The organism is Amycolatopsis melonis (genome assembly GCF_040064235.1).
Taxonomy (GTDB): domain Bacteria; phylum Actinomycetota; class Actinomycetes; order Mycobacteriales; family Pseudonocardiaceae; genus Amycolatopsis; species Amycolatopsis melonis.
Genome location: NZ_JBDZYD010000001.1, coordinates 697,587 through 722,908, shown reverse-complemented (window position 1 = coordinate 722,908; position 25,322 = coordinate 697,587). Strand labels below are relative to the sequence as shown.

12 protein-coding genes are annotated in these 25,322 nt (G+C 74.6%); 4 read left to right on the top strand and 8 right to left on the bottom strand.

The window, feature by feature from the left end:
* Positions 1–105 precede the first annotated feature (105 nt).
* Positions 106–5,361: an amino acid adenylation domain-containing protein gene (locus tag ABJI51_RS03220; RefSeq protein WP_348947397.1), complete on the bottom strand. Its 5,256-nt coding sequence runs from the start codon at positions 5,359–5,361 to the stop codon at positions 106–108.
* Positions 5,362–5,452: 91 nt separating this feature from the next.
* Here ABJI51_RS03220 and ABJI51_RS03215 point away from each other — a divergent pair, with 91 nt between their 5' ends.
* The 4 genes from ABJI51_RS03215 to ABJI51_RS03200 all read left to right on the top strand — a co-directional run bounded on the left by ABJI51_RS03215 (position 5,453) and on the right by ABJI51_RS03200 (position 10,260).
* Positions 5,453–7,177, top strand: coding sequence for an ABC transporter ATP-binding protein (locus tag ABJI51_RS03215; RefSeq protein WP_348947396.1), 1,725 nt, complete (start codon positions 5,453–5,455; stop codon positions 7,175–7,177).
* Entirely contained in the window at positions 7,174–8,886 is a 1,713-nt protein-coding gene (locus tag ABJI51_RS03210) for an ABC transporter ATP-binding protein (protein ID WP_348947395.1), read from the top strand. Before ABJI51_RS03215 ends, ABJI51_RS03210 begins: the two co-directional genes overlap by 4 nt.
* Complete coding sequence (locus ABJI51_RS03205) at positions 8,887–9,816, top strand: NAD(P)/FAD-dependent oxidoreductase (protein WP_348947394.1); 930 nt, start codon at positions 8,887–8,889, stop codon at positions 9,814–9,816.
* Positions 9,817–9,954: 138 nt separating this feature from the next.
* Positions 9,955–10,260, top strand: coding sequence for a hypothetical protein (locus ABJI51_RS03200; protein WP_348947393.1), 306 nt, complete (start codon positions 9,955–9,957; stop codon positions 10,258–10,260).
* Between the two features lie 320 nt (positions 10,261–10,580).
* On the opposite strand, the gene ABJI51_RS03195 is transcribed toward ABJI51_RS03200, so the two are convergent.
* The 7 genes from ABJI51_RS03195 to ABJI51_RS03165 form a co-directional block, all read right to left on the bottom strand.
* On the bottom strand, positions 10,581–10,892 hold the full coding sequence (locus ABJI51_RS03195) for a hypothetical protein (RefSeq protein ID WP_348947392.1): 312 nt from the start codon (positions 10,890–10,892) through the stop codon (positions 10,581–10,583).
* Positions 10,893–11,012: 120 nt separating this feature from the next.
* Entirely contained in the window at positions 11,013–11,990 is a 978-nt protein-coding gene (locus ABJI51_RS03190; protein ID WP_348947391.1) for a 3-oxoacyl-[acyl-carrier-protein] synthase III C-terminal domain-containing protein, read from the bottom strand.
* Positions 11,987–13,990, bottom strand: coding sequence for an ATP-binding cassette domain-containing protein (locus ABJI51_RS03185; protein WP_348947390.1), 2,004 nt, complete (start codon positions 13,988–13,990; stop codon positions 11,987–11,989). Before ABJI51_RS03185 ends, ABJI51_RS03190 begins: the two co-directional genes overlap by 4 nt.
* A 235-nt stretch (positions 13,991–14,225) precedes the next feature.
* A complete protein-coding gene (locus tag ABJI51_RS03180; RefSeq protein ID WP_348947389.1) occupies positions 14,226–15,125 on the bottom strand; it encodes an ABC transporter permease in 900 nt (299 codons plus the stop codon).
* Positions 15,110–16,612, bottom strand: coding sequence for an ABC transporter substrate-binding protein (locus ABJI51_RS03175; RefSeq protein ID WP_348947388.1), 1,503 nt, complete (start codon positions 16,610–16,612; stop codon positions 15,110–15,112). The genes ABJI51_RS03180 and ABJI51_RS03175 overlap by 16 nt, the downstream gene beginning before the upstream one ends.
* Positions 16,609–17,280, bottom strand: coding sequence for a hypothetical protein (locus tag ABJI51_RS03170; protein ID WP_348947387.1), 672 nt, complete (start codon positions 17,278–17,280; stop codon positions 16,609–16,611). The genes ABJI51_RS03175 and ABJI51_RS03170 overlap by 4 nt, the downstream gene beginning before the upstream one ends.
* Position 17,281: 1 nt before the next feature.
* The gene (locus ABJI51_RS03165) at positions 17,282–25,303 is read right to left on the bottom strand and encodes an SDR family NAD(P)-dependent oxidoreductase (protein WP_348947386.1); all 8,022 of its coding nucleotides are present in this window, start codon (positions 25,301–25,303) and stop codon (positions 17,282–17,284) included.
* Between the last annotated feature and the right edge of the window lie 19 nt (positions 25,304–25,322).

The following is a 25,322-nucleotide window of genomic DNA, read 5'->3' as shown; positions in this document are numbered from 1 at the left end:
AACAACGGACTTCCCCGGCATCACCCGTCCGGCGGCGCCGCTCCGCACCGGCCGCATGCGGAAGCCCCCGTCCGCGATTTCGCGGACGGCGGCTTCCGTGGCCGGTCAGCGGCGCGCCACCCGCCTTGCGCGGCCGCGGGAGCGCGCTGCCGCCAGGATGTCGTCTTCCGGTTGCGGCTCCGGCGTTCCCGGTGCCAGGTGGGCGGCCAGCTCGCGCAGGCTCGGCTTGGCGAAGAGGTCCAGCACGGTGATCGGCCGGTCCAGTTCCGCCGACAGCTCGCGGTGTGCCCGCACCAGCGTCAGCGACGTCGCGCCCAGCTCGAAGAACGTCCGCAGCGGGTCCAGATCCTCGGCCGGGACGCCGAGCAGCCGCCCCAGCACCCGCGCGATCCGCTGCTCCACCGCCGGGTCCGCGCTGCCGGACCGCTGCCGCGGGACGCCGCGGTCCGCGACGATCCCTTCGCGGGCCAGGCCGCGGTCCGCCAGGCCTGCCGGGTCGGGTTCGTCCCAGGCCGTCGTCGCGGCCGTCTCGACGAACGCGGTGAAGAGGGCGTCGAGGTAGCCGTCCGGGAAGGCCGCGTCGACCGCGTCCCAGTTGATCCGCAGTGCGCCCTGTGCCTCGAACACCTGGCAGTCCAGCACCACGTGCGGGGTCTGGCTGATCGCGTATTCCGTGCGGCCGAAGCGGGACAGCAGCCGCGAGGCGTCGGCGGACGCGCCGTCCGCGGTGCGCGTGCTGCCGAGCCCGCTGGAGAACACCACCGGCAGCAGGACCTGCCCGCCGCGCAGTGCCGCCAGCTCGCGCAGCACCTCGTTGCCGTGCACCTGCCCGTGTTCCAGGTCGGCCAGGAGCCGCCGCTGCAGCGACCGGGCGCGGTCGGCGTGGCTGCCGGCGGCGCGGTCGACGTCCAGCAGCACCGTCGAGGTGTAGTCGCCGATCACGCCTTCGTGGCCGGCGGGCCGGTCGAACGACGTCACGACGAGCGTGAACCGGTCCCCGCCGCCGCCCGCGTGCAGGGTGTCGGCGAGCGCCGCCAGCAGCAGGCCGGTGGGCGTGACGCCGTGGCGGCGGGCGTTGGCGCACAGGGCCTGCCAGCGGACGGCGTCGATTTCCGCGTGCCGCCGGGTGAACCGGACCTTCCCGGGGCCGGGGGCCCGCACGGGCAGGGCGGGACCGTCGGCCATTTCGGCGGCCGCGCGCCGCCAGTACTCCCGCGACCGTTCCGGGACTTCGCCGCGGCCGGTGACCCACTGGGCGAAGCTCGCGCGCGGCGGCGCGGGCAGGCGGGCCGGGTCGTGGTAGGCGGTGACCAGCTCGTCGGCGAGGACGACGGCGCTCTGGGCGTCGCAGAACAGCAGGTCGAGTCCGAAGTGGACCCGCCAGGTCCGCTCGTCGAGCCGGCTCGCCGCGACGTGCAGGAGTGGCCCGGAAGCGGGATCGAGGACGCGGTGCGAGCGCGCCTCCCGGATCCGCACGGCCTCGCCGGGACGGCCACGCAGGTCGAAAACCTCGACGTGGCACGGCGGCGGAGTGTCCGAAATGGTCTGCAGGGTGTCGGGGGTGACGGTGGCCCGCAACATCGGATGCCGTGCGACGACCGTCCGCAGCGCCGCCTCGAGCCGCTCCGGGTCGAGGTCGAGGACGTCGACCTCGGTGTAGTAGTGCGGCGCGACGGCGTCGCCGAGCCAGGTGTCCACCCGGCCGACGAGGTAGGCCAGCTGCATTTCGGTGAGCGGGAACGGCGCCGTGGTCTCCCCGGCCCGCAGCTTGACCTCCACGAGGTCCCGCCCGCCCGGCAGGATCGACTCTTCGAGCCGGTAACCGGAGTGGTCCGCCCAGTCGTGCAGGTCGCGCAGCCACCGCCCGGCGTCGACGAGCGCGTCGGCCAGCGACCGGTCCTCGGGTCGTTCGAGCCGCATGGTCAGCACGAGACCGCCGGGGTCGGGCAGGTCGGCCGGGACCGGGGCCGGGGCCACGGGTGCGGCCGTCCCGGTGTGGGCACGCAGGAGGTCGTCGATCGACGGGTACGCGACGAGGTCGGTGAAGGACGGGCGGGTCCCGGTGGCGTCTTCGATGGCGTTGGCCAGCCGCACGACGTCCAGGGAACTGGCACCGGCGGCGATCAGCCCGTCACCGAAGTCGACGTCACCGAGAATGCCCCGGACGCTCTCGGCCAGCGCCCCATCCGCCACTTTCACGTGAAAGTGACCCGGAGGAGCGGGCTCCACGTCACTTTCACGTGAAAGTGGCGGGGCCGCGGGAGCGGGAGCGGGGGTGCGGCGGAAGGGGTTCGGCAGGGCCTTGTGGTCCACCTTGCCGTTGTCCGTCACCGGCATCGCGTCCAGGAGCACGAACCGCGTGGGCACCATGTAATCCGGCACCGACTCCCCCAGCCGTTCCGCCAGGGACCGCTCGGTACACGGCTCGGTCAGGACCACGTACGCCACCAGCCGCGGACGTCCGTCCGGGCCCGGCGCCGCCGCCGCGACCGCCTGGCGGACCTGCGGCAGGCGGTCCAGTGCCGACTCGATCTCGCCCAGCTCGATGCGGTGGCCGCGGATCTTCACCTGGCGGTCCGTGCGGCCGAGGAACTGGATCGTCCCGTCGGTGCGCCAGCGCCCGAGGTCGCCCGTGCGGTACAGCCGCTCCCCCAGCACCGGGTGGACCGCGAAGCGCTCGGCCGTCTGCGCCGGGTCGCCGATGTAACCGCGGGCCACGCCCGCGCCCGCGATGTACAGCTCACCCGGCTCGCCCACCGGGCACGGAAGGCCGTCCTTGCCGAGGATGTGGAACCCCTGGTCACGCAGCGGCCTGCCGTACGGGATGCTCGGCCACGCCGGGTCGACCTCGCCGACCGGGTACGTGATCGACCAGATCGACGCCTCCGTCGCCCCGCCGAGGCTCATCACCCGCGCGCCCGGCACCAGCGCGCGCAGGCGGTCCGGCAGGCTCACCGGGATCCAGTCGCCCGAGAGCATCGCCAGCCGCAGCGAGCCGAGCCGGGCCGCGGCCTGCGGGTCGGATTCCGCGTACTCGACGACCATCTCCAGCAGCGCGGGCGCGGTGTTCCACACCGTCACGCCGTGCTCGCCGATCAGCTCGCACCAGTGCTGCGGGTCGCGCTGGCGGGCGTGCTCGGGCAGCACCATCGCCCCGCCCGCGCCGAGGACGCCGAAGATGTCGTACACCGACAGGTCGAAGCTCAGCGCCGACAGCGCCAGCACGCGGTCGGCGGCGGTGATCCCGAACCGGTCGGTGATGTCGTCGATCGTCGTGCGTGCCTGCCGGTGCTCGATCGCGACGCCCTTCGGCACGCCCGTCGAGCCCGACGTGAAGATGACGTAGGCGAGGTCCGCGGGATCGGCGGCCGCCTCGGGAACGTCGCCGCCGGCGGTGTCCACCGCGGTGACACCGGCAGGCAGCGCGACGTCCGCGGCGGCGATGGCGTGCGTGATCCCCGCCCGCGAGCACACCGCCTCGATGCGTGCCGCGGGCCACGCCGGGTCGACCGGGACGTACCCGGCGCCGCAGCGCAGCACGGCCAGCACCGCGACGATCTGCTCGGCCGACTTCGGCAGCGCCACCAGCACCAGCCCGCCCGCCGTCACGCCGGCCGCGGCCAGCGATCCGGCCAGCGCCGCGGCGCGGCCGGCGAGCGCGCCGTGCGAGACGACCTCGCCCGGTGTGATCACCGCCGGGGCCTCCGGCACGCGGGACGCGGCGAGCCGCGCCGGCGCGTCCAGCAGCGGACCGCAGTCGCCGAACGGCGTGACGTCCAGGGGTTCCGGCGCGGCGAACGTCGGGTCCCAGCCGAGGTCGGGCGCGGTCCAGGCCGCGTCGTCCTCCGCCAGGCGGGTCAGCAGCGTGTACTCGGCGTTGACCAGGCCGTCGAGGTAGCCGTCGCCGAACGCGGCCTCGACGGCGTCCCAGACCAGGCGGACGGCGCCGTCCTCCTCCCAGACCAGGTGGTCGAGCAGCACCTGCGGCGTCTGCGAAACCCCGAACACCTCCTCGCCGAGCCAGCCCGCCGGGGCGGTGCCGTCGCCGATGCCGATCCCCGAGGTGAACACCACCGGGTACGCGTGGCCGGTCTCGCGCCGGACCTCGACGCCGGTGTAGGAACGGTGGTCGATCGCCTCCCACAGCGTCTCGTTCGTCGCGCGCGCATAGTCCACAAAGGACGCCGGGGCGGGCATCGCGACGAGTGCGGTGGTGGTGAAGTCGCCGACCAGCTCGTGCACGCCGGGCACGTCCTCGGGCCGGTCGAACAGGGTCGCGTTGAGCGCGAACGGCTCGGTCGCGCCCCACCGGTGCAGCACCAGCCCGAAGGCCGCGAGCAGCACCGACGTCGGGCTCAGGCCGTGCGCGGCGGCCCGCTCGCGCAGCGCCGCCCAGCGGGTGGCGTCGAGGCGGCACTGGCGGCGGCGGAACCGCGGCTCGCCGTCCGGCTCCACCACCGGCAGCCGGGGACCCGGCGGAAGCTCGCGGGCGGCCCAGTAGGCCCGGTCGCGCTCGCGGCGTGCCTGGTGGACCGGGTCGGTCTCGCGGTGGCGGACGATGTCGAGGAACGCCGCCGGGGGCGCGGGCAGCGCCGCGTCCGGGTCGGCGACCAGCCGTCCCCACTGGGTCATCAGCAGCCGCCAGCTGGCGAAGTCGAGGATCAGGACGTCGAAGCCGACGAACACCCGGGCGCCACCGCCGGGCAGCAGCGCCGCGTGGATGTCGAACAGCGGCCATTCGTGCGGTGCCCTGACCTGATGGGAAAGGCGGTGGCGCAGTTCCGCGAGCACCCGCTCGGCATCCTCGGTGCGCATTTCGCGCAGGTCCGTGCGCGCAATGCGGAATGGCGGGACTTCGGCGTTCTCGCGCTGGAAACCGTCGCGGCCGACCGTCGTCCGCAGCATCGGGTGGTGGGCGACCAGGCGGGCGAACGCGGATTCCAGCGCGTCGACGTCGGCGTCGGGCCGGTCGTATTCGTGGTACCAGAACGTGGCGACCCCGCCGAGCGCGAAGTCGCCGCCGCGGCCCGCCCAGTACGCGCCCTGAACCGGCGTCAGCACCACGGGTTCGCCGGGCCGGACCGGGACCATCGGCGCGGCCTCCGGCACCGGCGCGGACGCCTCGCTCCCGCCCAGGAATTCGAGTACGCGAATGGCGGGGACATCTCCGAGAAACGCGGTCAGCGGCACCTCGGTTCCGCATTTTGCCGCCAGCGCACGGCGCAGTTTCAGCGCACCGAGGGATTCCACGCCGAGTTCGGCGAACCTGAGGGAGAGATCGACTTCCCCGGGTGCCACCCCGATGAGGTCGGCGACACATTCACGCAATACTGCGGCCCCGGCCGTGCGATCGTCTTGCACTGATGCTCCTCGAATTCGCGGACACCACTCACCCGAGCGGCCACTCCACCTTGTCGACAACGATAACCATTGTCAACTACGCTGAGCGAGAGTGACCAAGCCCATCGGAAGGACGGGACACCCGGAAGTGAAACCCCTGCGCGCCCTGCTCGCTCCCGTCCGTGGCCGGCTCCTCGCCGGGCTGGCCTGCCAGGCCGGTGCCGCGATCGCGGGCATCACGCCGTTCGCCGCCGCGGCCGAGCTGTGCCGCCGTCTCCTCGCGGGGACGCCGATGTCCGCGCTGTGGCCGCTGGTGGTCATCGCGCTGGTGGCGCTGCCGGTCCGCGCCGTCCTGCTCGTGGCGGCGTCGACGTTGACCCACCTCGCCGACAACGACCTGCAGCTGTCGCTGCGGCGGCGGCTGGCCCGGCACCTGACCCGGCTGCCGCTGGGCTGGTTCGCCGCGCACGACTCGGGCCGCGTCAAGCGCGCGGTGTCCGACGACGTCGGCGCGCTGCACCACCTCGTCGCGCACGCCCTGCTCGACCTGACCACGGCGATCGTCGCGCCACTGGCCGCCGCGGCGTACCTGGCCACGCTCGACCCGTGGCTGCCGCTGGTGACCGTGCTCCCGATCGCCGCCGGGATGGCGTTGCACCGCAAGGCGATGCGGGACGTCGGCGCGCGCATGCGCGAGTACCAGGCCGCCACGGCCGCGCTCGACTCGGCCGTCGTGGAGTTCTTCGACGGCATCGCCGAGGTCAAGGCGTTCGGCCAGACCGGCCGCGCGCACCGGCGGTTCACCGAGGCCGCCGCGCGCTACGGCGAGTTCGTCGCCGGCTGGGCCCGCTCGGTCACCCCCGCGATGGCCTGGAGCCAGTTCGCGATGTCGCCGCTGGTCACGCTGTTCGTCCTGCTGCTGGCAGGCGTGCTGTTCTCCCCCGCCGACACGATCCCGTTCGTGATCGTCGGCGCCGGGCTGTCCGGCCCGCTGCTGGCTGTCGGCTACAGCATCCAGGACACCCGCGCCGGGCAGGCGGCCGCCGCGGACATCGCCGGGCTGCTGGCCACCCCCGAGCTGCCGGACACCGGTGCCGCCACCGTCGACACCGGCGGCGGCGCGCGGCTGGAGTTCTCGGCGGTGCGGTTCTCCTACGACGGCGAAACCGAAGTGCTGCACGGCATCGACCTCACCCTCGAACCGGGCACGGTGACCGCGCTGGTCGGGCCGTCCGGCTCCGGGAAGTCCACAGTGGCCGCGCTCGCCGCGCGCTTCCACGACGTCACCGGCGGCGCGGTCCGGCTCAACGGGACCGACCTGCGCGACCTGCCGGTGTCGCAGCTGTACCGGCACATCGGGTTCGTGCTGCAGGACGTGCGGATGCTGCGGACCAGCGTGGCAGGCAACATCCGGCTCGGGCGGCCGGACGCGCCGCTGGAAGACGTCCACGCGGCGGCGCGCGCGGCCCGCATCCACGACCGGCTGCTGGCCCTCCCCCGCGGCTACGACACGGTCCTCGGCGAAGAAGTCACGCTCTCCACCGGCGAGGCGCAGCGCGTGTCGATCGCGCGGGCGCTGCTGGCCGACACCCCGGTACTGATCCTCGACGAGGCGACGGCGTCGGTCGACCCGGAGTCCGAGGCCGCGATCCAGGACGCGCTGTCGGCACTCGTGGCCGGCCGCACCACGCTGGTCATCGCCCACCGGCTCGCCACGGTGACCGAGGTCGACCAGATCGTCGTGCTCGACCAGGGCCGGATCACCGAGCGCGGCACGCACGACCAGCTCGTCGCGGCCGGCGGCGGGTACGCGCGGATGTGGGAGTACGCGGCATGATCCGGCGGCTGGTCACCCTCCTCGGCCCCGAGCACGCGCGGCCGCTGAACCGCGCCGCCGTCCTGCTGGCCGTCTCCGCGGCCCTGCAGGGCGCGGTGTTCGCAGTCCTCCTGCCGATCCTGCGTGCGCCGGGTGACGCCTGGCCGTGGCTGGTGGCGGCGGGCGTGGCCACCGCGGTGTGCGGGATCGTCTACCACCGCGGCGTCGTCACCGCCCGGCACGCCGGGTACACGCTGTCTTCCCACCTGCACGGCCGGATCGGCGACCACGTCGTCACGCTGCCGCTCGGCTGGTTCACCCCGGCCCGCGTCGGCTCGCTGGGACGGCTGGCGACGCAGAACGTCATGAGCGTCATGGGCGTTCCGGCGCACCTGCTGGACCCGCTGATCGGCGCCGTCGTGACCCCCGCGGCCGCGGCGCTCGCGCTCTTCGCCGTCGACTGGCGGCTCGGGCTCGCCGCGCTGGCCGCCGCACCACTGGCGGTGGCGGCCTACCGGTGGTCGGGGCGGCTGGTCCGGCGGACCGACGAAGCCGCGAACACCGCCGCGGGCGAGGCCGCCGCGCGAGTCGTCGAGTTCGCGCGCAACCAGCCGGTGCTGCGGGCCTTCGGGCTCGGCGGGCCGGGGCTGCGGCTGCTCGACGACGCCCTCGCCGCCCACCGGAACGCCGCGCGCCGGCTGCTGAAGACGGCACTGCCGGGCATGGCCGTGTTCGTGGTGACCGTGCAGGCCGCGTTCACCGCGCTGGTGCTCGTCGCGGTGTTCACCGCGCTGGGCGGGGATGTCGACATACCGACGACGGTGGTCGCGCTCGTGCTGGCCGTCCGGTTCACCGAGCCGATGCTCGTCGCGGCCGAACTCGGCGCGGCCGTGCGGATGGCCGAGGGCGCGCTCGACCGCGTCGAGCGGGTGCTGGCCGAGCCGCGGCTGCCCGAACCCGCGGTGTCGCGGCCGTTCGGCGCGCCGTCCATCGAGTTCGACGGCGTGCGGTTCGGCTACGACGGCACCCCGGTGCTCGAAGACGTCGGATTCGTCGTGCCTGCCGGGACGATGACCGCGCTCGTCGGCCCGTCCGGGGCGGGCAAGAGCACGATCCTGCGGCTGGTGCCGCGGTTCTTCGATGTCGACGGCGGCACGGTCCGCGTCGGCGGGGCCGACGTGCGCGAACTGCGCGGCGAGGACCTCCTGCGGCGGATCGCCCTGGTCTCCCAGAACACGTTCCTGTTCGCCGGGACGGTCGCCGACAACATCCGCTTCGGCCGTCCGGACGCGACCGACCGGGAGGTTCGCGCGGCCGCCGAGCGCGCGGGCATCGGCGCGCTGGTGACCCGGATGCGCGTCGGCGAGGGCGGCACGCAGCTGTCCGGCGGGGAACGGCAACGTGTTTCGATTGCCCGTGCCCTGCTGAAGGACGCGCCGATCGTGCTGCTCGACGAGCCGACCGCGGCCCTGGACGCGGCCGCCGAGCAGGCCGTCACCCAGGCCCTCGACGAGCTGCGTGGCGAGCGCACGCTGCTGGTCGTCACCCACCGGACGGCCACGGCGCGCGCGGCCGACCAGATCCTCGTGCTCGACGGCGGCCGCATCACCGAACGTGGGCGCCACGACGAGCTGCTGCGTCTGGGTGGCCGGTACGCCGAATTCTGCGCCCTGCGCGAGCACGCCCGCGGCTGGCGGATCCCCGCCGCCGGGAAAACCGAAGGAGACTGAATGTTCGAGGTGCTGGTCGTCGGCGGTGGTCCCGCCGGCCTCAACGCGGCGCAGACACTGGGGCGGCAGCGCCGCCGCGCGCTGCTGGTCGACAGCGGCAGGCCCCGCAACGCCCCGGCGTCCGAAATGCACATGTTCCTGTCCCGTGACGGCTTTTCGCCCGCCGCACTGCGCCGGATCGGCCGGGCGGAAATCGCGGAGTACGCGACCGTGGAGGTCCGCGACGGGCTGATCACGGCGCTGCGCGGCGCGATCGACGACTTCACGGCGGAGTTCGCCGACGGCACCACCGCGCGGGCCCGCCGGGTGATCCTGGCGACCGGGCAGGTCGACGCGCTGCCGGAGATCGAAGGCGTCCCGGCGCTGTTCGGCAACGGGCTCTACCACTGCCCGTTCTGCCACGGGTTCGAGGCGGCGGACCGGCCGCTGGCGGTACTGGGCGGCGACTTCTCGCAGTCGATGCTGGCGCTGTACCTGGCCGACCGGTTCGCCAAGGACCTGGTCCTGTGCGCGAACGGCCCGCTGGAGGTCGGCCCGGAACTGCGGAACGCGCTGGAGCGCGCGGGAATCCCGATCCGGGAGGAGGCGGTGACGCGGCTGTCGGGCTCCGACGGCGACGTCACGATCGAGTTCGCCGCGGGCGAGCCGCTGCGGCGGTCGGCGGTGTTCCACCGGCCCGCCCAGCGCCAGCACACGGACCTGGCCGCCGGGCTGGGCTGCGAGCTGCTGCCGGACGGCTGCGTGCGCGTCAACCCGATGCAGCAGACGACGGTCCCGGGCGTGTACGCGGCGGGCGACACGGCCCGCCAGGCGGACCTGCCGGGCCCGACGCCATTTGTGATCACGGGCGCGGCGGACGGGGCAAAAGCGGCAATCTGGCTGGAACAGGAACTGTTCCGGGCCGGCGTCGACGTGCCGATTCCCGGCTGACTTCGTCCGTTCGGTGGAGATCCCTCCTCAGTGGACGGACGGGGTTTCCGTCCCCGCGGGAAAGTCGGCCCGGAACAGCGTTTCGGTGATTATCGTCGAAAGGCATTGTTCCGTTACCGCAAAGGAATCCATTCCGTGATGAGTGCAATCGAGACCGCCGCTGTCCAGCAGGTGCCCGCCGACGGCGGCGTGCTGGAGCCGCTGGGCCTGTTCCGCAGCGTTTCGCCGACCAGCTGTGCCACCACTGTCGAGGGCGCGGAGCTGACCGCGCAGCTCGCGCGCATGGCGGGCCTGCACCACGCGGCGGCCCACTGGGCCGAGCGCGCGGTCGACCTGGTCCGCGGCTTCGGCGGCAACGCGGTGGCCGACAGCGGCGTGGCCTGCGCCCCGTCGGGCAGCGTGGCGGTCGACACCCTGATCGCGGCGCGTTCCGCGCACTGCTGAACACCCGCGAGCGGGTCCGAAGGCCGCCCGGTGGAGCCCTCCCCACCGGGCGGCCTTCTTTCGTGCGCCCGGCAGGTGCTGAAAGGGACGTTCCTGACGTCTGCTGCGACGAAAGTCCCTTTCGCTGCACCAGATGAGACGAAAGCGCCTTTCAGCCCACCCGGGGCGCCGGTGTCCGGGTGGTCCGGATGGCCGGGCCGCCGCCACCAAGAGGTCACGGCAGGCCACCCAACCGGATCCTCGCGGCGCTATTGAACCCTCAAAAAAGTCCGGGCGCCCCACGATGACGTGTGGCGCCCGGACCGGGAGCGGTGTGCCGATCAGGCGAACTGCGTGCGGAGCGCGATCAGGTCGGCGGTCGACTGGTCACCGAACGAGACGCCACCCTGGGCGGGCAGGTCGGCGACGTTGTCGTAGCCACCGAAGCCGTGCTGGCGCATCAGCGCCGCGGCCACGCGGTTGGCTTCGGCGTGGTTCGTCGCCGCCTCCGCGGCACGGAGCGCCGCCCAGCCCACGCGGAACACGTCGAAGGTCGCGCAGCTCACCGGCGCCTCGGGGTTGATGACCTCGAGCGACGGGACCGGCGCACCCTCGGCGAACAGCTGGGTCGCGGCAGCCTCAACAGCATTCATTACTATTCCTTTGCGGTTGTCGGGAATTCGACAGGCAGAAGGTTATCCGCCGCCGGCGTGCGGCGAATCCATCAAGATACGGGCGCGTTCGGAGAAACCCGCCCGCGAAACCTGCGGACCTCAGGCGATTTCCAGCACCACGCAGGTGAACGTGAATCCGCCCCCAACGCCGATGAGCACGACCCGGTCGCCGGAGGCCACCTTGCCTTCGCGCAGCAGGTGGTCGAGCGCGTACAGGTGGTCGCTGCCGCCGAGGTGGCCCAGCCGCAGGCCCAGCTCGAGGAGCGTGCGGTCGCGGTCCAGGCCCAGCGGGCGCTCGTAGCCGTGCTCGAACGCGTTGCGCCCCACGAACGGCGGGACGACCCAGCGGGCGTCGGCGACGCTCGTGCCGGCTTCCGCCAGCGCCGTCTCCGCCACCTCCCGCACCCCCGCCACGTGCGCCTGCACCACCGACGCCGGGGTGCGTGTGCCCGCCGCGAAGAACTGGCGGGTTCGCTTGCGCAGCACGGCCGGGCCGTCGGCCGGGCGGTCACGCAGCGGCTCGTCGCCGCGCTGGAGGCCTTCCAGCGTCGGGTCCGTGCGTGACACGCAGGACAGCACGCGTGCCTGTCCTCCTCCGCGGCCGAGGACCGCCGCCGCGCCCGCGTCGCCGAGGGCGATCTCCGGGTCGACCTCGAACCGGTCGATCGCGCTTTCGGGGAACCGGTCGCCCACCGTGAGCAGCACGCGCGGGAAGTCGGGACGTCCGGTCAGCAGGCTCGCCGCCGTCTCGATCCCGGCCGCGGAAGTGTTGCACAGTGCGGAAAACTGCATCGACAACGCCGGTGCTTCGGCCAGCAGCCGGTCGGCGACCCAGCAGGACGCCGACCAGACGTCCAGTCCGGTGTAGGCCATCGCGCCGTGCAGGTGCGGCCCGACCGCCCCCGGCCCGGCCGCGGCCAGCGCCTGCCGTCCGGCCCGCACCGCCAGTTCCGGGCCGGGCAGTGCGGACCACGCCACCGACACGATCCCGGCGTGCGCCGTGACGTGCGCGGGCGCCGGCCGCGGTTCGCCGGCGGACCGGCCGGTGCCCTGGATCCAGACGTCGTCGAACTTCACCGCAGCTGCCCTTCTTCGATCTTCAGTACCCGGTCGGCCCGCGCGGCGAGCCGTTCGTCGTGGGTCACCAGCAGGACCGCCAGGCCGTGCGCGCGGCGGCGGTCGAGGACGTCCAGCACGGCACTCGCGGTGACTGCGTCCAAAGCGGACGTCGGTTCGTCGGCCAGCAGCACGCGGGGACGCGCGGCCAGTGCGCGCGCGAGCGCGGCACGCTGACGCTGCCCGCCCGAGCATTCGCCCGGCCGCCGCGCCGCGAACTCCGGGCCGAGGCCCACCTCGGCGAGCAACCGGACGGCTTCCGCGTGCGGCCGCTTGACCCCGTGCAGCACCCGCAGCGGACGGCCCACGGCGTCGGCCAGCGTGCGGGCCGGGTTCAGCGCGCCGAACGCGTCCTGCCGGAGCAGTTCCACCTCGCCGGGCCGCGGCCGGGTCCAGCCGTCCCGCTCGACCAGGCCGCCGCGGCTGAGGCGGCGCAGCAGTGTCGTCTTGCCCGCGCCGGACTTCCCGAGCAGCACGACGAGTTCGCCCTCGCTCAGTTCCAGCCCGTCGCCGCGGAACACCGGCGCGCCCGTGCGGACGACCGTGCGTTCGCCGTCCGGCACCTGCTGCCCCAGGTCGAGGACGTCGTCGGCGACCCGGGCGAGCCAGGCCCGGTCGTGGCTGACCACGACGGCGGTGCGCCCGGCCAGCGCGGCGGTGACGCGTTCGAGGGTCTCGCCGTCCAGTGCGCTGGTCGGCTCGTCGAGCACGAGAACGTCCGGGTCGGCCGCGAGGGCCCGGGCCAGCGCGACCCGCTGCGCCTCGCCGCCGGAGATCTGGTGCGGGTAGCGGCGGGCGATGCCGTCGGGCAGGCCGAGCCGGGCCAGCAGGTCCCGCACGGCCCGGGCGTCGCGCCGCCGCAGGCCGTCCGCGACACTGGAACCGATGCGCCGCAACGGGTCCAGCGCCGGATCCTGCCCGAGGAAGCCGACGTGGTCGCGCCGCCATCGCCGGGCCCGTGCGGTCCCCGGGCGGATGGCGACGCCCCGGTGGGCGAGCGAGCCGCGCCACGACGTCGTGGCCGGGGGCAGGTCGCCGAGCAACAGGCGCAGGAGGCTGGTCTTGCCCGCGCCCGACGCACCGGTCACGCCGAGCACCGTGCCCGGGCGGACGTGGACGTCCAGTTCCAGCACCCGATCCCCGCCGCGCCAGGTACCTCCGAGCACCAGTCCGTCTGCCGTGGACGGTTCTTTGTGGACGATCTCGCGCTTGCGTGCCGGGGTGCGCCCGGCGAGGTCGAGGGCGAGGGTCACGGCGACGGCGAGCACGGCGAGCGCGCCCGCCGGGGCTAGCACGGACCAGGGATTGAGGTCGACGCCGGGCAGGTTCTCCCGCAGCATCGCCGCCCAGTCCGCGGCGGGCGGCGGCGGCCCGAAGCCGAGCACGGTGACCGCGACGGCGAGCTGCAGCGCGGTGACGATCCGCAGGCCGAGATCGGCGAGCACAGTCCCGGCAACGGCGGGCAGCAGCTCCCGCACGGGACTTTCCCCGTGCGCCACGGCGGCTTCGACGAACCCGGCGCGCCGCAGCGGCCGGGCGGTGGCATGAACGACCCGGGCGGACATCGGCACGCCGAGCAGCACCATGACGACCGGCACGGCGGCCCAGTACGGCAGCACGGCGGCGCCGATGAGCACGAGCAGCAGCGACGGCAGCATCAGCACACCACCGCTGAGCCGCGTCAGGAGCCGTTCGCCCCGGGAGGTGGCGGCCAGCCCGGCAAGGGTGCCGAGCGCGGTGGTCAGCAGCCCGGCGGGAAGGGCGAGCCCGAGCACGGCGGCGCCGCCCGCGAGGGTCCGGGTGAGGACGTCCCGGCCGAGGACGTCGGTGCCGAGCGGATGGCCGGGCCCGGGCGGAGTCCACGGCAGCCCGGTGACGGCGGCGGTCCCGGGGACTGCGGCACCGGCGAGGACTGCGGCGGCGAAGAGTCCCAGGCAGGCCAGGGGCCACCACCGCCTCATCGGGGGCCCGCCGGTGACATGAACGACTCGTTCATGTCGTCCGGTGACGTGAACGACTCGTTCATGTCATCCGGTGACGTGAACGACTCGTTCATGTCATCCGCCCCCGTGAATGACTCGTTCATGACCGCCGGCCAGGCTCTTGTTCCGGCGCGAGGAAGAGTCCTGAATGACTCATTCAGGTCACCGGAAGTCCTGAATGAGTCATTCAGGACACTCTGTTCGGCGCGCAGGGTCACCGGGCTCCCGCCTTGGCGATCGCGTCCGCGGCCAGAACCGCCGCCAGGACCAGCACCGCGTCGACCAGGGCCACCGCCTGGACCACCGGGACGTCGCGGCTCGCCACCGCCGTTGCCAGCAGCTGCCCCAACCCGGGGTACGCCAGCAGGGACTCGACCACCGTCGTCCCTGCCAGCAGCGCGCCGGCGAGGATCGCCGCTGCCTGGGCTACCGGGCCTGCCAGGTGGGGCAGCACGTGCCGGAGCGCCACGCGGGCCGGGGAGACTCCGCGCAGCTGGGCGTCCACCACGAACGGCCGGGCCAGGATGTCCGCCGCCGGGCCGCGGACCGCGCGGGCCAGCCAGGCCGCCGATGGGATCGCCAGGCCCAGGATCGGCAGCACCAGGACCTCCGGTGCGTCCCAGGCCGAGCCGCCCACGGGGAGCAGCGACACCGCGGGCAGCCAGCCCAGGCCCGTGGCGAACACCAGTACCAGCCCGCTCACCAGCACCACCTCCGGCAGTGCCGAAACCGCCGCCACGGCCGACGAGCCCGCCGGCCGCCGCGCCACCACCAGGGCCACCAGGACTCCGCAGACCACCGCCAGCACCCATGCCGGGACGACGACCAGCGCGCTCGCCCCCAGCCGCTCGGCCAGCACCGGGCCGACCGGTCGTCCATCCATAGTGGACCGGCCGAGGTCTCCCTGGGACAACCCGGCCAGCCACGAGAAGAAGCGGGTCCACAGTGGCCGGTCCAGGCCCAGCTCCGCGCGCAGCGCCGCCACCCGGGACGGGTCCGCCTGGCGTCCGGCCAGTACCTGGGCCGCGTCCTGCGGCAGCAACGCCGTGAGCAGGAAGACGCCCGTCACCACCGCGGCCAGCGTGACGACCGCCCGGGTCAGGGTTGCAGCCACACGCCGTCCAGGAAGATCCGCGCGAACCCGCTCCCGGTCGGCAGCCCGCGGACCGAGGGCGCCGCGACCGTCAGCGACGCCGCGCTGCCCCACACCACCCAGCCGCCTTCGGCCGCCATCCGGCGCTGGATGCCGCGCAGCAGCTCGGTGCGGCGGGCCGGGTCGGTGGTCGCCATCGCGGCCGCGAAGCCGCGGTCGGTCGCCGGGTCCTTCCAGCCGGTTTCGTTGTAGCTGGACGTGCTCAGCGCCGTCTGGCGCGCCCACACCGGGAACGGCAGGTCCGCGGTGTACCCGACGCAGAACGGCTCCACTGTGTACACCTGCGTCCAGTACGTCTCCGCCGGGTGCTGGCGCACCTCGACGGTGATCCCCGCCTCGCGCAGCTGGCCGGCCACCGCGGTGGCCGTCGACACCATGCCCGGGTACGCCGTGGTCGTGTTCAGCACGACGCTCGGCCCGCCCGCCAGCGCACGCGCCTTGGCGACGTCACGCGCGGGGGCGGCCAGATCACGCGGGTACGACGGGTCGGACGGGCCCGGCGCGTCGTTGCCGACCGCGCCGTAGCCGAGCAGGACCGTGTCGACCAGCGCCTGCCGGTCGACCGCCAGCTTCACCGCCTGGCGCACCTCCGGCCGGTCGAACGGCGCCTTGTCCAGCCGCATCAGCAGCGGATACGTCAGCGCGGCCGGACGCGAGGTGACGGTGAGCCGCCCGGTGCGCTCGGCGGTCTTGGCCGTCGCCGGGTTGACGTTCGCGGCGACGTCGATCAGCTCCGACACCACCGCGACCGACAGGGCCTGCGGGTCGGCGAACCCGCGGATCTCCAGGCCGTCGAGCGGTGTCCGGCCGCCCCACCAACGGTCGTTGCGCACCAGGGCGATGCCCTGCGCGTCGGCCCGCGTCAGCTTGAACGGGCCGGAGCCGACCGGGTTGTCGAACGTCTCGGTGCCCTCGGGGACGACGAACGTCACCCCGGCCAGCGTCCGCGGCAGTTCGGCGTCCGGCTGGCTCGTCACGAGTTCCAGGACATTTCCGTCCCCTGTGGACCGTCCGATGTCGACGGTGCCGAGCCGGGCCCCGTTGGCCGCCGCCTTCGCCGCGATCCGGCGCAGCGAGTACAGCACGTCACGGACGCGGACCGGGCGGCCGTCGGTGAACACCGCGTCGGCCCGCAGCTCGAACCGCCAGCGGGTGGCGTCCGGCGACGAACTCCACGCGGTCGCCAGCCGCGGCAGCACCTCGCCGTTTTCGCCCGGCACGCACAGCACGTCGTAGAGCGCGGCCATCCGGACCCAGTCGGATTCGTTGAACAGCGCGCCGTGCGGGTCGGTGACGGCGGTGGCGCCGCCCGCGGCGACCGTGCCGTAGCGCAGGGTGCCGCCACTCGACGGCGTCCCGGACGGCGTGCCGGCGGACTTGCCGCACGCGGCCAGCGCGAGCCCGCCGCCGAGGATGAGCGCGGCCCGCCGCGAAAGCTCCCGGTTCACGCCGCACCCCCGAACCCGCTCCAGTCGCCGGTCAGCGACAGCTCGACGCGGTCCTGCCACGGCTCGTCGCGCAGCACCGGGTGGCCGGTCACGACGTGGACGTCCGGGCAGCCCGCTTCCAGCAGCCGCACGGAACCCCGGACCACGGTGTGGAAACTCGCCGACACCGTGCCGCCGGTGTCCTTTCCGGACATGCCGAGGACGTCGAGCATGCTCAGCACCCGCAGGATGCCCGCCTGCGCCGTGAGCACGGCGGTGGCCGCGGCACCGTCGGGCTTCGCGCGCACCGCGGTCGTGGCGATCCCGACCGCCGCCGACGCGAGCAGCGCCGCCTGCACGAGGTAGGGCTGCGTGCCAGGCCGGTCGTCCGCCTCCGTTTCGGGCGTCCCGGTCAGCAGGCCCGGCGGGAGCGGCAGGCCCAGCCGCGTGCGGCGGTACTGCTCGGCCAGGTGACCGGCGAACGCGACCGCCGTCTCCGGGCACACGGCGCCGAGCGCGGCCAGCGCGCGGCCGGTCTGTTCCCAGGCACCGCCGCGGCGCAGCGCGCCGTTGAGCGGGCTCGCCAGCAGCCGCTCGATCACCTCCGCGCGGGGCACGGTCGTGTTCGCCGCGTCCGCGGCGGTCCCGACCGGGAGGAGGTTCTGGGTGTAGAGCCAGTTGGGCAGCAAGTCAGAGTCCTGTCTTCTCGAGCGCGGCGGAGATCCGGGCCGCGACCACGGTCACGGCGGGGTCGTGCAGGATCGTGTAGTGGTGGGCGTCGACCTCCTCGACGGTGAGTTCGCCCGCGACGTGCGGCCGCCAGCCGAGATCGGGTTCGTCGAAGGAGTCGTCGACGCCCATGCCGATCCGGCTGTTGCGCGGGGACACCACGCCCGCGCGCAGGAGCAGCACGGGCACGGTCTCGTCGAGCACGCTCGCGTGGTGGTCGGCGAGGCCGCGCAGGTGGCGGGCGAACACCTCGAACCGCTCTTCGTCGACGGTGAGACCGTCGGCTTCCAGCCGCCGCCGCAGGGCTTCCGCGCCGAGCCCGTCGCCGTAGTCGAAGCCGAGGAACGACTCGACCGAGCGCAGGTAGCGCAGCCGCGTCTCCTCCTCGCTTTCCCCGGCGTCGAGGCCTTCGAGCGCGACGATCCGCTCCGGGCTGTTGGCGTCGATCATCAGCAGCAGCGCGACTTCCTCGCCCTCGGCACGCAGCGCGCAGGCGACCTCGTGGCCGACCGTCCCGCCCATCGACCAGCCGCCGAGCAGGTACGGCCCGTGCGGCTGATGAGCCCGGATGACCCGCAGGTACCGCCGCACCATCTCGGGGATGCCCTCCGGGCCGACGCCGTCGACCAGGCCCGGGTCGGTCAGCGCGATCACCGGGTTGGGCGCGTCGAGGCGCCGCGTCAGCTCGGTGTAGCAGAGGACGTCACCACCGGAGGGGTGCAGCAGGAACAGCGGTGTGCCGGTGCCCTGCTTGAGCGGGACGGCGACGGCGTCGTCCGCGTGCAGGGCACGGGCCAGCCCGGCGACGGTCGGGTCGGCGAGGAACTCCCGCGGCGGCACCGACGGCCCCGGCAGCCTGCCGAGCATCCGGACGGCGAGCAGGGAATCCCCGCCCAGGGCGAAGAAGTCGTCCGACCGGTCCACTTCGGACACCCCGAGCAGGTCGGCCCAGAGCCGGGCGATCGCCTGCTCGGTCTCCCCCGCCGGCGCACCCGGCTGAGCGGCACCGCGGTCCTCGACCGTGGCAACCGCGGCCGTGCCGGACAGGCCGACGTGCTCGTCCCAGCCGCGGCCCGCGGCCAGCTCGCGCACCCGGGTCAGGACGTCGACGAACACGCGGTCGACCAGCTCGGCGCCGAACAGGTCCTCGACGACGGCGACGTTGAGCACCAGCTCGCCGACCAGCTCGAACACCCGCAGCTCGAAGTACACCTGCGGGGTCCGGATGTGCTGGGCGTAGTCGCCGGCGTCGACCCGGCCCAGCGGCCCGGCGGTCTCCGGGCGCTCGCTGCCGACGGCGGTGTCCATGCCCAGCGTGCTCTGGAAGACGAACGGCGCCACCGGCCGCGTGCTGCCGCGCCGCCGGGCGAGTTCCCGGGCGACTTCGACGCCGCTGATCAGGTTGTGCGCCAGCGACTGCGTCAGCTCGCCCTGCACCCCGCGGGCCAGTGCGGTGAACGCGCCGCCGTCGCCGAGGTCGATGCCGAGCAGCGCGGTCGAGGAGAACGCGCCGATCATCCGGTCGACGTCCGGGTGCAGCGGCAGCCGGTTGGCCTGCAGGCTGTTGAGCAGGAACCGGCTCTGCCCGGCCGCACCGGCCAGCGCGACGGCGTAGGCGGCGAGCAGGACGGCCGTCGGGGTCAGCTCGCGGCGGGCGCACTCGGCACGCAGCGCCTCCCAGGCGGGCGACGGCAACCGCGACTCCCGCGCCGCCATGAGCGTGGCGGCGACGTCGCGCGGCCGAGCGCGCAACGGCACCTCGGGCGCGGCGGGCAGCGAGTCCAGCCGCTGCCACCACCAGTCACGGTCGGCGGCCCACTCCTCGCCCTCGCGGATCTCGGCGAGCGCGGCCGCGTAGTCGCCGAAGTCGACGAGCAGCGGCGGCAGGACCGTGTTCGGGTCGGCGACGTAGGCCAGCAGCTCACGTTCGAACAGCGCCGCCGACCAGCCGTCCATCACCAGCAGGCTGAACGAGGTGAACAGCCGCCCGCGGCCGCCGGGCAGCAGGACCAGCCGCATTTCCAGGCCGGGCCCGGTCACCGGGTCGGGCCCGTGCGTGCCCATCCGCTCGCGGATGGCCAGCACTTCGCCTTCGTCGCCGTCGCGCAGGTCGACGACGTCGAGGCGGATCTCCGCGTCCGGCTGGATGCGCTGGGTGCCGTCGGGCAGGATCCGCGCGCGCAGCATCGGCTGGTGGGCCACCACGCGGCGCAGTGCGTCGGCGAGCGCGGCGGGTGCCCGGTCGGCGTCCACTTCGGACAGGGCGACGTCGGTGCAGACGTGCGCGGAGTCGTAGGACAGCTCCCAGCCGCCCTGCTGGCCGACGAAGTAGGCCTGCTGCAACGGAAGCAGCCCGAACGGCGCACCGGCGTCGAGCCGGCGGCCGACCCGGGTCGCCAGCGCCCGCGGCGCCGGGCCACCGGCCGAGCGGGCGTGGACGACGGCGGCCAGCTCGGCCAGCGTCGCCTCGGCCCGGATCTCGGCGGGCGCGAGCACGACGTTGAGCCGCTGCCGCAGGAACGACGCCATCCGGACGGCGAGCAGCGAGTCCCCGCCCGCGGCGAGGAACGACGTGTCCGGCGCGATGCTCGCGGGGTCGAGGTCGAGCAGCTCGCCCCAGATCGCGGCGAGCGCGTCCCGCACGGGGTCGCCCTCGTCGGGTTCCGCGGTGGCCCAGTCGGCGTCGGCCAGCTTCTCCAGCCAGGCAACGTAGGCGGCGAACGCGCGATCGGCTTCCGCGGCGTCGAGGGAGGTCTCGGCGACGTCCCACTGGAGGATCAGCTCGCCGTGGCGTTCGTAGGCCTGGTGGTCGAGCCACACCTGCGGGGTCTGGCTGACGCCGTGCACGACCGGGCCGAGCCATTCGGTGTCGTGCGGTTCGCCGCCGAGGGTGTCCAGGCCGAGCATGCCGGTGAACACGACGGGGACGTTGCGCTGCCGCCCGGTGCGGCGCGCCTGCTCGGCGAGCACCTCCAGGCCGGAGAACGCGCTGTGGTCGAGGTCGTCGAACAGCCGTGCCTGCGCGGCGGCGGCCCGCGCGGCGAACCCGGACCGCCCGCGCCGGTCGGCTTCGAACAGCAGCAGCGACGAGAACTCCCCGACGATCCGGTCGACGTCGGGGTGGATCGCCGGCCGGTCGAAGACGGTGAGCGTCAGGCAGAAGTGGTCGCTGCCGGACCACTGGGCGAGCACGTCGGAGTAGGCGGCGAGCAGCACGGCGGTCGGCGTGACCCCCGCGGCCGCGGCCCGGTCCTTCAGCCGCGTCCACTGGTCCCGCCCGACGACGGCCCGGCGGCGGCCGAACCGCGGGCGCCCGGTGCTTTCGCGCACCGGCAGCGGCGGGGCGGGCGGCAGCTCACGGGCCCGCCAGTATTCCGCGGCGCGGCGGTGTTCCCGGCCGTTCCGCCGGTGTTCGAGCGCGGCCACGCAGTCGGCGAACGTCGTGGACAGCGCGGGCAGGTCGGCGTCGGGATCAGCGTAGAGGGCCCGTAGCTCGCGGTCGACGACGAGGTAGCTGGCGGAGTCGCAGACCAGGACGTCGACCGAGAGCAGGACGCGCTGTTCGCCGTCGGGCAGCCGGGCGACGTGGGCTTCGATCAACGGCCAGCGGTCGGGGGCGGCCACCCGGCGGGAGAGGCGTTCGCGGAGTTCTTCGAGGCCTTCCCCGGTGACGTCGTGGACGGGAACGCGGTAGGTGGGAACCTCGGGCAGGACGAGGTTTTCGCCGTCGGGGGTGATGACCGAGCGGAGCATCTCGTGCCGCGCGATGACGCGGTTCCAGGCGCGCTCGTAGCGGTCGATGTCGAGGCCGGTGGCCTGGTGTTCGAGGTAGAAGTGGCAGGCGACCTCGCCGAGGCCGTAGCCCGCCGACCGGCCGACCCAGTAGGCGTGCTGGACGCGGGTCAGCGGGAAGGGAGCGCCAGAAGGACGCGCGACGACTTCGGAAGTCTCGTCGGCGGCCTCTTCGGCCCGTGCCTCCCCCACCAGCTCCGCCAGCCCCGCCACCGTCGGCCGGGCCAGCAGGTCGCGCAGGCGCAGCGTGATCCCGTGCTCGTCCCGCAACCGCGCCAGCACCCGGGTCGCCAGCAGCGAATGCCCGCCCAGTGCGAAGAAGTCGTCCTCGCGGCTGGTCACCTCCCGGCCGAGCGTCTCGCTCCACAGCTGCGCGACGAGCCGCTCGGCGGCGTTCTCCACCGACGGGCCGCCCGCCGACGCCCGGACCGTCCGGGCCGCCAGTGCCCGCGACCGGCTGTTGAGTTCCGACGGCGACACCGCGACCTGCGCCGGGGGTGCCTCCGCCGCCGCGAGCCGCAGCAGGGCCGCGATCGCGTCCGGGGCGTCGAGGGCGTGGCGCATCGTCAGCTCGGCCGCCGACTCGCGCTCGGCCGCCGTGCCGAAGCGCCAGCGGTCCCAGTCCACGGCCAGCCACGTGGCCGCCGATCCCTGCATTGCGTGGGCGAACCCGTCCACGAACCGGCTTGCCGCGACATACGCGCCCAGCCCGAACCCGCCGATCGTCCCGGCCGCCGAGGACATCAGCAGCACCGTCCGCACCGGCAAGCCTTCGACGGCCTCGCGCAGGGCGACCACCCCGGCGACCTTGGGCGCCAGCGACCGGCGCACGGTCTCTTCGTCCACTTCGGACAATGTCGCCAGCTCGACGACGACCGGCGCGTGCACCAGCAGGTCGATCCGCCCGTGCTGCTCGACGACCCGGCGCAGCAGTGCGGCCACGGCGGCGGCGTCGGTGACGTCCACCGCCTCGACCTGCACCCCGGGCACCGGACGCGGGTTCCGCGACGCCAGCACGACGTGCGCGGGCCCGTCGGCCAGCAGCCGCTTGGCCAGCGCCTGGCCGACGTTGCCGAGGCCGCCCGTCACGACGACGACCGGTTCCGCGGGCAACGAACCGAGCGGGCCGGGCCGCCACGACTCCCACTGCCGCACCCAGCGCTTTCCGCCGCGCAGCGCCAGTTCCTGCGCGTTCTCCCCGGCGAGGAGGTCCGCGACCTCGGCGAGCACCGCCCGCGCGTCCGGTTCGCCGGAGACGTCGAGGGTGCGCCACCGGACGTCGGCCTCCTGCCCGAGCACCCGTGGCAGGCCGCGGACCCCGGCGGCGACCGGGTCGACGTCCTCGGTCCCGACGACCGCCTCGCCGTGCACGGTCAGCTGCAGCACCGGCAGGTCGCCGAGGTCCCGGTAGGCGAGGACGACGTCGGCCAGGCGCTGCATCTCGTCGCCGGAGCCGCCCGGCGGCTCCACGACGACCGCGACCGGGTCGCCGTCGCCCGAAGCGCGCCGCAGCGCGTCCGCCCACGGGCCCTCGCCCACGACCCGCACGCTCGGCGCGGCCGCGGGCAACGGCGGGAGCTGCCGCCACACCGGCAGCTGCAGGGGCTCGCTCGGGCTCGCTTCGTCCGTGACGCGCGGCGCGGGCTCGACCCAGTACCGCTCGCGCTGGAAAGCATACCCGGGCAAGGGAATCCGCCGCCGTCCCGGCCGGTGCGGGGCCGCGGGCGAGACGTCCGCGCCGAGTGTCCACAAGCGACCGAGGGCGTCGAGCGCCGCGGCGCGGCCGTCGCCGCCTTCGTCCGGACGCGGGAACGTCGTGACCGAGGGTCCGCGGCGGGCGGCCAGGGACGCGAGCATCCCGCCCGGCCCGGCCTGCACGAGGACGGCGTCCTCGCCCAGTGCGGTGTCGAGGGCCTCGGCGAAGCGGACCGTGCCGCGCAGGTGCCGGACCCAGTGCTCGGGGTCGGCCGGGTCGCTGCCGGTCAGCGTCGTGATTAGCGGGATCTGTGCCGGACGCGGCGACAGCCGGGCGGTCACCGCGCGCAGTGCGGGCATCGCCGGTTCGACGAGGCGGGAGTGGGCGGCGACGTCCACGCCGACCCACCGCGCCCGGACGCCCTCGGCCGCGAGTTCCTCGTGCAGCCGTTCGACGTCCTCGCGGGCGCCGGACACCGCGCAGGCGTCGACGGCGTTGACCGCGGCGAGGTCCAGGCCGGGGTGCCGGGCGAGCAGGCGGGTCACCTCGGCCTCGCCGAGCGGGACGGCCAGCATGCCGCCGCCGGCAAGCCCGGTCATCAGCCGCGAGCGTTCGGCGACCAGCGCGGCCGCGTCCGAAGTGGACAGGACACCGGCGACGACCGCGGCGGCGTACTCGCCGACACTGTGGCCCAGCACGGCGTCCGGCCGCACGCCCCAGCTTTCCAGCAGCCGCGCCATCGCGACCGACGCGGTGAACAGCGCGGGCAGCCCGAGCCCCGGATCACGCGCACCCTGGTGCGCCGGGTCGAGCAGGACGTTCCGGGCCTCGGCCGGGAAGAACGCGGCCAGCTCGTCGACGGCACGGGCGAACACGGGTTCGTCGCGGTACAGCCCGGCGGCCATCCCGGCGTACTGCGCGCCGCCGCCGGGGAAGCCGAACACGATGCGGGGCGCGCGGGCCGCCGCGGTGACCACCGGGGCGGTCCGCAGTGCCGCGGCGACGTCCTCGCCCGGTGCGACCGCGACGGCGGCCCGAACGGGGAATTCCTTGCGCCCGGCGGCGAGCGTGTGGGCAGCGTCGGAGAGGTCGCCGGGAAGGTCGTCGGCCAGCCGTCGGGCCGTCGCGCGGCAGGCGTCGGCGGTCGCCGCCGACACGACGATCAGCTGCGCCCGATCGTCCCTTGTGGACGGTTTCGGTGCGGGAGCCTGTTCCAGCACGACGTGGCAGTTCGTGCCGCCGATGCCGAACGAGCTGACCCCGGCGCGGCGCGGGCCGTCGGCGGCCCACTCCTCGGTTTCGGCCACGATGCGGAACGGCGAGCCGTCCAGCCCCAGCTCCGGGTTCACCGGACGGCTGTGCAGCGACGCCGGGATCGTGCGGTGGGACAGCGCGAGGACGGTCTTGAGGAACCCGGCGATGCCCGCGGCGGAGTCGGCGTGCCCGATGTTGCCCTTGACCGAGCCGAGCCCGCACCATGGCGTGCGGGCCAGGCCGAACACCCGCCGCAGCGCCTGCACCTCGATCGGGTCGCCGAGCACCGTTCCGGTGCCGTGTCCCTCCACATAGGACACCTCGGCCGGGTCGACCCCGGCCACCGCGAGGGCTTCGGCGATCGTGCGGGCCTGGCCGTCCGCGGACGGCGCCGTGAACCCGGCCCGCCGCGCCCCGTCGTTGGCCACGGCGGAGCCGAGCAGCACGGCGTGGACGTGGTCGCCCGCCGCCAGCGCGTCCGACAGCCGCCGCAGCACGACCACACCCGCGCCCTGGGTGAACACCGTCCCGCGCGCGTCGGCGGAGTACGGCCGCGTCACGCCGTCGGCCGAGAACGGCCCGTCCGGCACCGCGAGGTAGCCGCGCCCCTGCGGCACCCGCAGTGACACGCCGCCGGCGAGCGCGGTGTCGCACTCCCCCGCCAGCAGCGACTGCGCGGCGACGTGCACCGCGACCAGCGACGTCGCGCAGGTGGCGCCGACCGCGATCGCCGGGCCGGTGAAGCCGAAGCGGTGCGCGGTCCGCAGCGGCAGGTAGTCCGCGACGTTGCCGGTGTGCAGCTGGAGGCTGCCGGCCGGGTCGGCGCCGCCGAGCGGGTCGAACCGGTGCGCGAGGTTGGTGGCCAGGTAGGCCGACAGCGCGGCCCCGGCGAAGGTGCCGACCACGCCCGCGTCACGCCCGCCCGCGTGCCCGGCGTGCTCCAGCGCGTGCCAGGCGGTTTCGAGGAAGACGCGCTGCTGCGGGTCGAGCAGCTCGGCCTCGGGGCCGGACAGGCCGAACGGGGCCGGGTCGAACCGGTCCTGGTCGTCGATCAGGCCGCCGACCGGGAGGTACGACGGGTTGCGCCGCAACGACTCCGGGACCCCGCGCGCCGCGAGTTCCGCGTCGTCGAACCGGGTCAGCGCTTCGCGGCCTTCGGCGAGCAGGCGCCAGAAGGCGTCCGCGTCGGGTGCACCGGGGTACCGGCAGGCGAAACCGACGACGGCGAGGGGTTCACTCATCAACCATTCCTTGGCAGCG